Source organism: Sphingomonas mucosissima, from assembly GCF_002197665.1.
Classification (GTDB): domain Bacteria; phylum Pseudomonadota; class Alphaproteobacteria; order Sphingomonadales; family Sphingomonadaceae; genus Sphingomonas; species Sphingomonas mucosissima.
Map to the genome: position 1 here is coordinate 27888 of NZ_NBBJ01000006.1, position 12017 is coordinate 39904.

Sequence of the window (12017 nt, forward strand, 5' to 3'; positions counted from 1 at the left end):
AGCAACGCCTGATCAGGCCAGCAACGTGTCCGCCAGCAGCAGCAGAAGCTTGACGTCCATCGCCGCGCCGTCGGCGCGCTTCTGCGCAACAAACGCGGTGAGCATAGCGCGGGGGACGACGTGAACGGTGATGTCCTCCTCCGCGTCCCCGCCGCCGGGGCCAACCTTCACCAGCTCGCGCGCGCGCACCAGCGTGAAGCCTTCGCTCACCATGCCGGGAGAGGAATGGAAAAAACCGAGCGGCTCGATCACGCCGGCGCGATAGCCGGTTTCTTCCTCCAGCTCACGCCGGGCAGCCTCGACCAGCGGCTCGCCAGCCTCCACGTCGCCGATCAGTCCGGCCGGCAATTCGAGGCACGTACGGCCCAGTGGCACGCGATATTGCTCGACCAGGATCACTTCGTCGTCATCGGTGATGGCGACGATGACCGCTGCTCCGATCCCCCGGCAGCGCGAGGCATATTCCCATTTGCCCTGCTTCACCATCTTGATGAAGCGGCCCTCCCATATCGTCTCTGGCGTGCTGTCGTCCGTCATAGCTCGATCAATCGGTCGGGCAGCTCGTTGGGATTGCTGCCGGTGCGGGGAAAGTGTTCGGCGAGCACGACGCCGATCTCCGCTACCGCGGCGGCCATGCCGTCGCCGGGCCGCTCGTCCTTCACCGCTTCGAGCAACACCGCCATCGCATGCCCCCACACATCCGCGGACACGCGACTGTGGATGCCGGCATCCGCTACGATTTCGGCCCGGTGTTCATCGAGGCTGAGGTACAGGAGCACGCCCGTGGCAGCCGCGGTGCGGTGTTCGGCCGAAGCGCGGAACAGCGTCAGCGCACGGGCATGAACCCGGCGGGTCTTCGTGGCGCCGGGCGTCAATGCCATGCGCAGCGCCGGAATGGCGAGCAGGTAGCGGACCAGTAGATACGTCGCGGCCGCCAGGAATGTGGCCACCGTCAGCGCCGTTCCGGTGGACACATGCTCGTTCCACGGATCACCGCTCAGCAGGTGAATGGCGTCGATCGCGCCGGGGAAGGTCGCCAAAAGCGCGAGCACGAGCAGCATCGCGAGCACGGCCCAATGCAGCCCGACATCATGATACGCGTCGGATCGGCGCGCGACGATCGTGACGATCTCGCCAACCGTGTTGCGTTCTGCCGCGGCCACCGCAGCAGTGACCTTTGCATGATCCTCACCGGACAGCCGCATCACCAACTCCCCGACGCGCCGCCGCCGCCGAACGATCCACCCCCGCCGCCGCCAAAGCCACCGCCGCCCCAGCCGCCGCCGCCGCCAGATCCGCCGCCCCAGTCGCCGCCACCGCCGTTTCGACTGTTCAGCGCCGCGCTCGCCACGTTGGCCGCGATGTTCCAGAGAACCACGGACCCGATCCCGCTGCCACCGCCGCCGCGGTATCGTTGACCCCTCGCACCGCCGCGACGCCCGAGTGAAAGCAGGACGAACAACGCAACCATGCCCCAGAAAACGAGGCCGAGCGGAAAGCCGCCGCCGCTGCGGCGTGGGCCGGCCCGCGTGGCATCGAATTGCTTGATGGCCGCGTCGAGGCGCGCCTGCGCCTCCTCAGGGGAGGCGCGTAGCTGAGCCTCCAGCGCATCGGCTCCCGCAACGACGCCGCCTGGCATGTCGCCGGCCTTGAAGCGCGGAAGGATCACCTGATTGATGATCACGCTGGAAAGCGCATCGGTCAGGATCGGCTCGAGGCCATAGCCGACTTCGACGCGCACCTTGCGCTCATTCGGGGCAACCAGGAGAATCGCACCGTTATTCACGTCCGCCAGCCCGACGCCCCAGGCGCGCCCGAGCTTGTAGCCATATTCCTCGATGGGATAATCCTGCAGGCTGGGCACCGTGGCGACGATCAATTGCCGCTTGGTGTCCCGCTGCATCGCATCCAGCTTCTGGGTCAGCTGCGCTTCCACCTGCGGCGGCAGAATATCCGCCGCGTCGACGACGAACCCCGTGAATTTCGGGAACGTCTGCGCGCTGGCAGGCGCCGGCGTGAACAGCGCCAGCAGCAGGAGCAATGCCACCGGCAAGGCAATGGCCCACGCCCACAACGAGCGAAGCTGCCCTCCGACATGCCTGCGGCCGGCAGCTGATGGTGCGATCATCCTGATGATCAGCCGCCGAAGTCGACCTTCGGCGCCGTCTCCGCGCCCGGTGTCGTCGCCTGGAACGGCACCATCGGCTTGGCACCGTAGAAGACCCGCGCGCCGATCGCATCCGGGAAGGTGCGGATGCGCGTGTTATACGCCTGAACGGCCGAATTATAGTCGTTGCGGGCGATGGTGATCCGGTTTTCCGTGCTCTCCAACTGGCTCATCAGCGTGGTATAGTTCGACTGGCTCTTCAGCTCGGGATACGCTTCCTGCAATCGTTGCAGCGATAGCGTGAGCCCCGCCTGCGCGCGCTGATACGCCTGCATCTTGGCAGGATCCGCCAGGTCCTCACCCGACACCTGAACTTGAGTGGCCGACGCTCGTGCCTGCGTCACCTCAGTCAGGATTTCCTTCTCCTGCGCGCCGGCTGCCTTCACGGTCGACACGAGGTTCGGGATCAGGTCCGCCCGGCGCTGATAATAGTTCTGCACGTCAGCCCAGCGCGCCTTGGCATTTTCCTCGGCCGTCGGAACGCTGTTGATCCCGCAGCCCGCAACGCTGGCAGACAGTGCAAGGAGGACGACAGGGCGAAACGTCATGGGCTTGGCTCTCCAGTAACTGTGTCACGGATATAGGACAGCCGGAACGCTTGGCGAAGGGGCAATCGACGATTAACCTCCGTGGGAAAAACGGGGACATCGCGATGCTCAAGGAATTCAGGGCGTTCATAGCGCGCGGCAACGTGCTCGATCTGGCCGTGGCGGTGATCATCGGCGGCGCGTTCAGCCGGATCGTGACCTCGCTCACCGAGGACGTGCTGATGCCGATAATCGGGCGGATCCTGGGCGGCCTGGATTTCTCCAGCTATTTCGTGGTGCTGGGCGCGGTGCCGGCGGCGCTTCAGGGGTCAACCGATTACGCAGCGTTGAAGAAAGCCGGCGTGCCGTTGCTCGGCTATGGCGCATTTGCGACCCAAGCGGTCAATTTCGTCATCGTCGCCTTCATCATCTTCATGCTCGTGCGCACAATCAACCGCGCCGTGGCACTGTTCGAGCGCGAAAAGGCCCAGGCGGCAGAGGAGCCGAAGGCAGAGCCTACCGATGTCGCGTTGCTGCGCGAGATCCGCGACGAGCTGAAAGCGCGGCCAAGGGTTTGATGCAAAAGCTGCCGTCCCGCCCTCGCCGGACGGCGAACCGCCTAAGCGGCCGCCATTTCCTCTGCCGTGGCATCGGCGAGGCTGGTGCCGTCCAGGATCCGCGCCGTTTCGTCACGCACGCGCGCCATCGCCTGGCGGATCGCACAATCCGCCTCGCTCTTGCAGTCCTTGCAGGGGCGATAGGCAGTGCGGCTCACGCACGGGACGAGCGCCAGCGGCCCCTCAATCACGCGGATCACTTCGCCCAGTGAAATCAGATGGGCGGGCCGCGAGAGAACATAGCCGCCCATCTTGCCGCGCTGGCTATGCAGCAGCCCGGCATCGCGCAGATCCGCCAGGATCAGTTCCAGGAACTTGCGCGGGACATTCGCCTCAACCGCGATCCGGTTCATCGGGATCGGCGGGCCACCAGCAGGCATGGTGGCAAGGAAGATCATCGAGCGGAGGGCATAACGGGAACGCTGGGTAAGCATGATACTCTGTTATATGCACCCGCATTATGGCGACTGAAAGGCGCCTCTTCCAACTTTCGATCCGCTTCCCTATATCGGTCGGGCTCGCGGGGCTTGCCCCACGGCTATGGCGATAAACGCCGGTGAAAAATAGGCACAGCGGACCCGGGGGCAGTACCCGGCGGCTCCACCATCGCAACTGCTTTCAGCAGTTTCGTTGACGGGGCCGAACCAGGATCGACGTGTGTTGAAAAGCGCTGGCTTTTGCTCGGAATGGGACCACCGTGACGGCCTATACACAAGTGCCAACGATAACGAAGCACTCGCGATTGCGGCGTAACCCTAAGGCTTAACGGCCTAAGGTTACTCTAAAATAGCGCGGTTGGACCGCACCGGGCAACAGAAGCGGATTCCAGCGGCACGGGGAGCGCCGGGCAACAGAAGCTCCCCACCTCAGCATGAAATCGTGTTGCGGTGGGGCCCCGATGGGGGACTCTTGCCTTCGGGTTTGGCCCGCGCAAATAGGGGCGTCATGGCGATTACCAGCGTTCCCGGTCATCCATCCGACCATCGCGCCCGGATCGGCAACTCCGTTGCCGCTCGGCTGGACGCCGATCCCCGCGCGATCAAGCTTCCCACCGAACAGGCGGCCGCGTGGAAGATCCCGGCCTATCTCGATGTGGCCACGTGCACGCGGCTGGTCGCGATGATCGATGCAAACCGCCGTCCCTCGACCCTGCTGTCGGATCACGGGGACACGTCGTTCCGCACCTCCGAAAGCTGCGACATGAACCGCCGCGCGCCGGAGATCCAGCCGATCGATGAAGGGCTCGCGCACCTGCTCGGGCTGGACCCTGCTTGGGGCGAGACGATGCAGGGTCAGCGGTACGCGCCGGGGCAGTATTTCAAGGCGCATCACGATTACTTTCACGAGGGCGAGAGCTACTGGCCGTCGATGAAGGCGTCCGGCGGTCAACGTGTGTGGACCGCGATGATCTTCCTCAACGATGTCGAGGAGGGCGGGGCGACCTGGTTTCCGCAGGCGGGCGTGCGCGTGAAGCCGAAACGTGGCACGCTGCTCGCCTGGAACAACATGAAGCCGGATGGCAGCCCGAACACCGCCACGCTGCACGAAGGCACCGCGGTGTCCGAAGGCGTGAAGTACATCATCACCAAGTGGTTTCGGGAAGCGCCCTGGACCCCGCGGACGTGACGAGATGATGCATGTCTTGGGGGTGGAGCGGTCGATCCTTGGCCAGCCGTGGCGATGGCGCGCCACCGCCTCCGACAATCTGGCGCCGCACGATCTGGTCACGCAATTGTTGCTCGCCCGCGGCTGCACGCCCGACGCGCTCGACGATCATCGCAGCCCGTCGATCCGCGCCTTCATGCCCGATCCCTCGACGTTCCGCGACATGGACGCCGCCGCCGATCGCCTGGCCGACGCGGTGCAGCGCGGCGAGAACGTCGCGATCTTCGGCGACTATGACGTCGATGGTGCCACCTCAGCGGCGTTGATGATCCTGCTGCTGCGTGAGCTTGGTCTCGAAGCGCGCGGCTACATCCCCGATCGCCTGCTCGAAGGGTATGGTCCGACCGCCGCTGCCATGACGCGGCTCGCGCGCGAGGGCGCGTCGCTGATCGTGACGGTGGATTGCGGCGCCCAGGCATTCGATGCGCTCGCCGCCGCTCATGCCGCGCCGGTCGACGTGATCGTCGTCGATCATCACCAATGCGCCAGCGAATTGCCCCTGGCGCATGCGGTGGTGAACCCCAACCGCCTCGATGAGGGAGAAGGCGCCGCCCACGGGCATCTGGCCGCCGTCGGGGTCGCCTTTCTGCTTGGCGCCGCCTTGCTGCGCACGCTGCGCCGCCGTGGCTTCTTTGCCGCGCGGCCCGAGCCGAAGCTCCTCGATCTGCTCGATCTGGTGGCGCTCGGCACGGTGGCAGATGTCGCGCAGCTGCGAGGGCTGAACCGCGCGTTCGTGGCGCAGGGGCTGAAGGTGATGGCGGCACGGCGCAACGTCGGCCTCGCCGCGCTGATCGAAGCCTCGCGACTGACGCGTGCGCCAACCGCCACCGACCTGGGGTTCGCGCTGGGCCCGCGCATCAATGCTGGCGGGCGCGTCGGGCGCGCCGACTTGGGCCTCCGCCTGCTCACCACACGCGATCCGGCCGAGGCGCGGAGCATCGCGGCGGAGCTCGACCGACTGAACGAGGAGCGCCGCGCGATCGAAGCGGCGGTTCAGGCCGAAGCGGAGGCGACCTGCGCCTCGGGCCGCCGCGTCACCGTGGTCGCGGGGCAGGCGTGGCATCCTGGCGTGATCGGCATCGTCGCAGGGCGCCTCAAGGAAAAGCTTGGCCAGCCCGCCATCGTGATCGCGATCGATGCCGAGGGCGTTGGCAAAGGCTCCGGCCGTTCGATTGCCGGCGTCGATCTGGGGCAGGCCGTTCTGGCGGCGAAAGAGGCGGGGTTGCTGGCGGCTGGCGGCGGTCACGCGATGGCCGCCGGGCTCACCATTGCGGCCGAAAACGTGCCAGCCTTCGCCGATTTCGTCGAGGAATTGCTCGGCGATCGCGTGACGGCGGCGGTGGCGGACCGTGCGTTGCTGGTCGATTCGGTCCATGCGCCGGGCGGCGTCACGCCGGATCTCGTCACCGCAATGGAGACCGGCGGGCCCTATGGCGTGGGTTGGCCGAGCCCGCGTGTCGCGATCGGGCCGGTGCGGCCGATCAAGGTCGATGTGGTCGGCAACGGCCACATTCGCGCGATAGTCGCTGGCGATGACGGGCGCAGCCTGAAGGCGATGGCGTTCCGCTCGGCCGATACGCCGCTCGGTGCTGCGCTGCTCGGTGCCGCGCCGCATCGCAAGCTCTGGCTCGCCGGCCGCGCCAAGATCGATGACTGGGCGCAGCGCCCGGCGGCCGAGCTTCACATCGACGATGCGGCATGGGCGGATTGAGCGGGTTGATCGGCTTTCATGCGATATGCCGTGACAGGCGATTGACAGACGGCATTCCCCCATCTAGCTGACCCCCCGCTGGCCCCTTCGTCTAGCGGTTAGGACGCGGCCCTTTCACGGCTGAAACACGGGTTCGATTCCCGTAGGGGTCACCAGCATTCGCCCGATCGCACCGTTCGGCGCCACAGGGCGCAAGAACGGGCAATCGGGGAGGATGCGTGGCTTTCGATCTTGGCGGGCGCACGGCGCTCATCACCGGCGCCTCCTCCGGCCTTGGCGCTCACTTCGCAGAGATCTTTGTCGCAGCCGGCGCGCAGGTCGTGATCGGCGCGCGCCGCGTCGACCGGGTCGAGGCGCTTGCCGCGCGGCTGGGTGACAAGGCGCTGCCGGTCGCCATCGACGTGACCGACGAACATTCCATCGCCGCCGCTTTTAATGCCGCCGAGGCGCATTTCGGCACCGTGGACACCGTCATCGCCAACGCCGGGGTCGCGAACGGCGGCCGCACGGTCGATGTCGAGCCGGCCAAGCTGCGCCAGACGATCGACACGAACTTCACCGGCGTGCTGCTGACGGCGCGCGAAGGCGCCCGGCGGATGATCGCCGCTGGCTCACGCGAGAGCGGCCGCGGGCGAGTCGTCCTCGTCGGCTCCATCACCGCGCACGTCACCGGCCACGGCGACAGCGCCTATGCCGCCTCCAAGGCCGCCGTTGCGCATCTGGGCCGCAACCTGGCGCGCGAATGGGTACGGCAGGGGATCAACGTGAACGTGATCCAGCCCGGCTACATCCAGACCGAGATCGCCGGTGACTGGTTCGAGAGCGAGGGCGGCGCCAAGCAGATCGCCGGCTGGCATCGCCGCCGCTTCATGCCGATCGACGTGCTCGACCCGCAGCTGCTCTACTTCGCCTCGGATGCCAGCGCGATGGTGACGGGATCGGTCATCGATATAGACGACGGCCAATCGCTCTAAGCGCGGCGGCGCTTGGACAAGAAGGGCGAGCGCCGATAGGCAAGACCAGTGGCAACGATCGACCTCAACGCTGATCTGGGTGAGGGCTTCGGCCCCTGGACCATGGGCGACGACGCCGCGATGTTTGCGCTCGTTTCCAGCGCCAATGTCGCGTGCGGCGGCCATGCCAGCGACCCTGAGACGATGTTCCGCACGATCTCGCTCGCCCGCGAAAGCGGCGTGGTTGTCGGCGCCCACCCCAGCTACCCCGATCTAGCCGGTTTCGGTCGCCGCCGCATGCCAGCGAGCGGCGCGGAGGTGGAGCGGTTCGTCGCTGCGCAGACCGGCGCGTTGCTGGCGATCGCGGCGCTCGCCGATCACCCCGTCCGCTATGTGAAGCCCCACGGTGCCCTCGCCAATGTCGCCGCGGCAGAAATTGACGTTGCCGAGGCGATCGTACGATCGGTGCGCGCAGTCGACCCAAACCTCGCGATCCTCGCCATTTCCGGTACGCAGCTCGAGAAAGCGGCGGCACACGCCGGCTTGCGCGTGTTCAGCGAAATCTACGCCGACCGCGGCTATCTCGCATCCGGCCAGCTGGCTCCGCGCAGCGCACCGGGCGCGGTCATCCACGATGCCGAAGCTGCCGCGGCGCGCCTACTGGCCTTTTTCGATACGGGCGCCATGCCGACGCTCGACGGCGGATCGATCCGCCTGGCTGCCGACTCGATCTGCGTGCACGGTGATAATCCTGCGGCCGTCGCCATGGCGGCCCGCGTGCGATCGGCGCTGGAGGGGCAGGGGCTGACGATCGCGCCATTCATCGCCCCCGCATGAACGGGCCGGTGTTTCGCGCCGCTGGCAGCGACGCTCTGCTGGCGGATTTCGGCGGCGAGATCAGCGAAGCCGTGTTTGCGCGCGTGGTGGCGCTGGATCATGCCTTGGCGGCAGACCGACCCGCGTGGCTGGTCGAAACGGTGCCCGCGTACACAAGCCTGCTGATCGTGTTCGACCCGCTAACCAGCGATCATGCCGAAGTAACGAACCACCTGCGGGCGCTGGACACCAGCACGGCCGATCTTCTGCCAACAACCACCCACGTCATCCCGGTTTGCTACGAAGGAGACGCGGCGCCCGACATCACGCAGGTGGCGGCAACATTGGGTATCTCGCCGGAAGCCGTCATCGCAGCGCATCTCGCCGGCGACTATCGCGTCTTCATGTACGGCTTTGCCCCCGGCTACGCCTATCTCGGCGGCGTGCCGGGCAAACTGCAACTGCCGCGCAAGGCAGCCGCCGTGCGCGGGCACCCGGTCGGCAGCGTGATGGTGGCAGGCCCGCAATGCCTGATCACCACGCTGGAAATGCCGACGGGGTGGTGGGTGATCGGGCGCACGCCGGTGCGTGTGCTCGACGTTGCGTCGGAGCGCCCCTTCCTGTTCGAGCCCGGCGACAAGGTTCGCTTCACCCGTATCGGTCTGGCCGATCTTCATGCGTGACGCGCGCCTCCGGATCGAGGCGGCCGGCCCGCTTACCAGCATCCAGGATGCCGGTCGCCCGGGCTGGCGCCGGTTCGGCGTCCCGCCATCTGGCCCGGTCGATCGGCGTGCCTTTGCGGCGGCGGTCAGCGCGGCAGGAGGGCACGGTACGGCCGTCGAGTTCTCGCTCGGCGGGCTGACGCTGGTTGCCGAAGGCGAGCCGCTCGCGGCGGCCATTACGGGTGCGGCGTCTGCGGATGTGAACGGCGTCGAGATCGGCGGATGGTGCGTCGTGACGCTCCAGCCGGGCGCGCGCTGCCGCATCCGCGCGGCCGGCGACAACTGGGGCTATCTCGCCGTGGCGGGACGGATCGATGTGCCGGAATGGCTGGGTAGCCGGTCTACCCACCTGATCGCTGGTCTTGGCGGCGGCAGGATCGAGGCTGGTACCACGCTGGTCGTACGCGAGCCGCGAAGCGATCTCGCCTCGGTCGCGATCCCGCAGCCGCCCGATCCCGGCCCGATCACCGTCGCGCGCGCCATCCCCGGGCCGCAGCAGCGCTTCTTTTCGGCCGATGCGCAAGTCAGTCTTACCACCGCTACCTTCGCGGCGAGTTCGCGCTTCGATCGTATGGGCATGGTCCTCGATGGGCCGCTGCTGCCACCGCTGCGGATCGATATGCCCAGCGAGCCCGCGGTGCGCGGCGCACTGCAGATCGACGGGGACGGGCGCATGAGCCTGCTCACGGCCGACCATCAAACCACCGGCGGCTACCCGCGCATCGCCGTCGTCATCGATCCCGACATCGACCGCGTCGCGCAATTGCCTGCCGGCGCCACCATCCGGCTCGAGATGATCGACGAAGCAGAGGCGATTGCGCAGACCCGCGCCGCCCATCGCCAAACAACACAATGGCTGAGCCGGGTGAAAGCGGGATGCCGCCCGCGGCCACCGCTGATGATGGCCAATCTGGTGGATGGCGTGGTCGTTACCCGCCCACGCGGCCCGAAATACCCACCGCAGCGCTGATCAGTGGAGCGCGACACGCGCGCACCTGAAGCCGCAAACGAGTGACAACCCGTTCAGCGGCCCCAGGCGCGCAAGCGTTTCACGCTCAGCTCGGCTTCTTGGCTACCCCAACGAGCGACGGGCGCAGCAGGCGGTCACGGATCATCCAACCGGACTGCATCTCCTGCACAATCGTGCCGGGCTCTTCGTCCGAAGGCATTTCCACCATCGCCTGGTGGCGATTGGGATCAAGCGGCTGGCCCATGGCTTCGATCTTCGTCAGCCCATGGCGCTGAAACACGCTGGTCAGCTCGCGGCCGGTTGCTTCCAGGCCGGTGACCAGCCCCTTGAACTTCTCGTCTTCGCGAAGCTCGGCAGGGATTGCGGCGAGGGCGCGCTCCAGATTGTCGTTCACGCTCAGCACGTCGCGCGCAAACGCCGTGGCGGCATAGGCGCGCGCGTCGGCGGCGTCCTTCTCCGCACGCCGGCGGACGTTCTGGATCTCGGCCTGGGCGTACAGCGTCTGCTGCTTGGCCTCGGCTAGCTGGTTTTCCAGCGCGGTCACGCGATCATGTTCGGCGACCTCGGGGGCGGCGGCAGCGGTTTCTTCGCGCAGGTCCTCGCCGTTGTCGGTTCCGGGGGTGTTCGCTTCGGTATCGGTCATCATGTCCCTGTCTTTGCTGGCCGCTCAACCCATCAGGCGGGCGAGCGTTGCGGCAGTGAAATCCACCATGGGCACGACGCGGGCGTAGTTCAACCGGGTCGGCCCGATCACGCCCACCACGCCGACCACGCGGCCATCGGTGCCGCGAAAGGGCTTGGCGATCACGGAGGAGCCGGAAAGCGAGAACAATTTGTTCTCCGCGCCGATGAAGATGCGGGTCGCGTCGCCGGCCCTGGCCGAATCGAGCAGCGCGGCGACTTCCTGCTTCCCGTCCAGGTCATCGAGCAGGTCGCGCACCCGGTCGAGATCCGCCGTGGCCGCATCATCGAGCAGGCGCGCCTGTCCCCGCACGATCAGCACCGGCCGCCGCTCGCCATCCTCGCTCCACACCGCGATGCCGCGCTCGATCAGGGCGCGCGCGGCGCTGTCCACTGCGGCGCGGCCCTGCGCCATTTCGTGGTCGATCCGCGCCCGCGCTGCCGCAAGCGTCAGGCCGGAGAGGGTGGCCGACATGTAATTGCCCGCTTCGATCAAGGCGGCCGGCCCGACCCCGGGCGGCAGATCCACCACGCGGTTCTCGACCCCGCCGTCCTCGCTCACCAGCACGGCAAGCGCCTGCCCGTGCGAGAGCGGCACGAAGCCGATCGATCGCAGCACTTGCTCATGCTTGGGCACCATCACCAGCCCCGCGCACGCGGAAAGGCCGGATAACGCCGCCGTGGTGGCGGCGAGCGCTTCTTCCACCGGTCCGCCGAGCCCCGCACGCGATTCGATCGTCGCGCGCTCCTCGGCGGAGGGCTCCAGCGCCTGCATCATCCCGTCGACGAACAGCCTAAGGCCAAGATCGGTCGGCATCCGGCCCGCTGACGTGTGCGGCGCAGCCAGCAGCCCGGCGTCCTCCAGCTGCGCCAGCACGCTGCGGATCGACGCGGGCGAGAGGTTCAGCCCCGCTTGCGCCAGCGTCTTGGATCCGACGGGATGGCCGCTTTCGAGATAGCCATCCACCACGCGGCGGAAGATGTCGCGCGCCCGATCGGACAATTCGGTAATCGGCGGGGAAGCGGTCACGGTTTCGAATCTAGGCTGCGCATACTGGCGCGGCAATCGTCCAGCGGCTACGGCCGGCATAAATCAACGCTACTCGCCGGGGTGCCATCCGGAGGATTGCCACGCGCCTGCAAGAAAGTGCGTGGCGCTTTCCGGTTCCCGCCGAGCGGCTTCAGGAG

14 protein-coding genes, 1 tRNA gene and 1 other RNA gene are annotated in these 12017 nt (G+C 67.3%); 9 read left to right on the top strand and 7 right to left on the bottom strand.

Annotation, left to right across the window (positions count from 1 at the left end):
* Nucleotides 1–12: 12 nt before the first annotated feature.
* From SPMU_RS14755 to SPMU_RS14770, 4 genes are read right to left on the bottom strand one after another with little or no spacing between them, the layout of a single operon-like run.
* Nucleotides 13–537, bottom strand: coding sequence for an NUDIX hydrolase (locus SPMU_RS14755; RefSeq protein WP_088334825.1), 525 nt, complete (start codon nt 535–537; stop codon nt 13–15).
* Nucleotides 534–1205, bottom strand: a complete 672-nt coding sequence (locus tag SPMU_RS14760; protein WP_088334827.1) for a TPM domain-containing protein — start codon at nt 1203–1205, stop codon at nt 534–536. The genes SPMU_RS14755 and SPMU_RS14760 overlap by 4 nt, the downstream gene beginning before the upstream one ends.
* Nucleotides 1205–2128, bottom strand: a complete 924-nt coding sequence (locus SPMU_RS14765; RefSeq protein WP_088334829.1) for a TPM domain-containing protein — start codon at nt 2126–2128, stop codon at nt 1205–1207. Before SPMU_RS14765 ends, SPMU_RS14760 begins: the two co-directional genes overlap by 1 nt.
* Nucleotides 2129–2136: 8 nt before the next feature.
* Nucleotides 2137–2715, bottom strand: coding sequence for a LemA family protein (locus tag SPMU_RS14770; RefSeq protein WP_088334831.1), 579 nt, complete (start codon nt 2713–2715; stop codon nt 2137–2139).
* Between the two features lie 104 nt (nt 2716–2819).
* Between SPMU_RS14770 and mscL the strand changes: the two genes are divergently transcribed.
* The gene (gene mscL / locus SPMU_RS14775; protein ID WP_088334833.1) at nt 2820–3272 is read left to right on the top strand and encodes a large conductance mechanosensitive channel protein MscL; all 453 of its coding nucleotides are present in this window, start codon (nt 2820–2822) and stop codon (nt 3270–3272) included.
* A gap of 41 nt (nt 3273–3313) precedes the next feature.
* On the opposite strand, the gene SPMU_RS14780 is transcribed toward mscL, so the two are convergent.
* Nucleotides 3314–3745 (bottom strand): RrF2 family transcriptional regulator, encoded by a 432-nt coding sequence (locus tag SPMU_RS14780; protein ID WP_088334835.1) that lies wholly within the window; start codon nt 3743–3745, stop codon nt 3314–3316.
* Nucleotides 3746–3788: 43 nt separating this feature from the next.
* Here SPMU_RS14780 and ssrA point away from each other — a divergent pair.
* From ssrA to SPMU_RS14820, 8 genes are all read left to right on the top strand, one after another.
* Nucleotides 3789–4138, top strand: a transfer-messenger RNA (tmRNA) gene (gene ssrA, locus SPMU_RS14785).
* A gap of 118 nt (nt 4139–4256) precedes the next feature.
* Complete coding sequence (locus SPMU_RS14790) at nt 4257–4937, top strand: prolyl hydroxylase family protein (RefSeq protein WP_088334837.1); 681 nt, start codon at nt 4257–4259, stop codon at nt 4935–4937.
* A 4-nt stretch (nt 4938–4941) separates the two neighbouring features.
* Nucleotides 4942–6687, top strand: coding sequence for a single-stranded-DNA-specific exonuclease RecJ (recJ, locus tag SPMU_RS14795; RefSeq protein ID WP_088334839.1), 1746 nt, complete (start codon nt 4942–4944; stop codon nt 6685–6687).
* A gap of 80 nt (nt 6688–6767) precedes the next feature.
* Nucleotides 6768–6842, top strand: a tRNA-Glu gene (locus SPMU_RS14800).
* A gap of 63 nt (nt 6843–6905) precedes the next feature.
* Nucleotides 6906–7661 carry an SDR family NAD(P)-dependent oxidoreductase gene (locus tag SPMU_RS14805; RefSeq protein ID WP_088334841.1) on the top strand — a complete coding sequence of 252 codons (756 nt, stop codon included), beginning with the start codon at nt 6906–6908 and terminating at the stop codon, nt 7659–7661.
* A 48-nt stretch (nt 7662–7709) separates the two neighbouring features.
* Nucleotides 7710–8477 (top strand): LamB/YcsF family protein, encoded by a 768-nt coding sequence (locus SPMU_RS14810; protein WP_088334843.1) that lies wholly within the window; start codon nt 7710–7712, stop codon nt 8475–8477.
* An 8-nt stretch (nt 8478–8485) separates the two neighbouring features.
* Complete coding sequence (locus tag SPMU_RS14815) at nt 8486–9139, top strand: 5-oxoprolinase subunit B family protein (RefSeq protein WP_211275826.1); 654 nt, start codon at nt 8486–8488, stop codon at nt 9137–9139.
* The gene (locus tag SPMU_RS14820) at nt 9132–10148 is read left to right on the top strand and encodes a 5-oxoprolinase subunit C family protein (RefSeq protein WP_088334847.1); all 1017 of its coding nucleotides are present in this window, start codon (nt 9132–9134) and stop codon (nt 10146–10148) included. The genes SPMU_RS14815 and SPMU_RS14820 overlap by 8 nt, the downstream gene beginning before the upstream one ends.
* 85 nt (nt 10149–10233) lie before the next feature.
* Here the strand turns inward: SPMU_RS14820 and grpE are convergent, their stop codons facing one another.
* Together grpE and hrcA are read right to left on the bottom strand one after the other, a co-directional pair.
* Nucleotides 10234–10791 carry a nucleotide exchange factor GrpE gene (gene grpE / locus SPMU_RS14825; protein ID WP_088335127.1) on the bottom strand — a complete coding sequence of 186 codons (558 nt, stop codon included), beginning with the start codon at nt 10789–10791 and terminating at the stop codon, nt 10234–10236.
* 24 nt (nt 10792–10815) lie between these two features.
* Nucleotides 10816–11859 (bottom strand): heat-inducible transcriptional repressor HrcA, encoded by a 1044-nt coding sequence (gene hrcA / locus SPMU_RS14830; RefSeq protein ID WP_245833382.1) that lies wholly within the window; start codon nt 11857–11859, stop codon nt 10816–10818.
* Nucleotides 11860–12017: the final 158 nt, after the last annotated feature.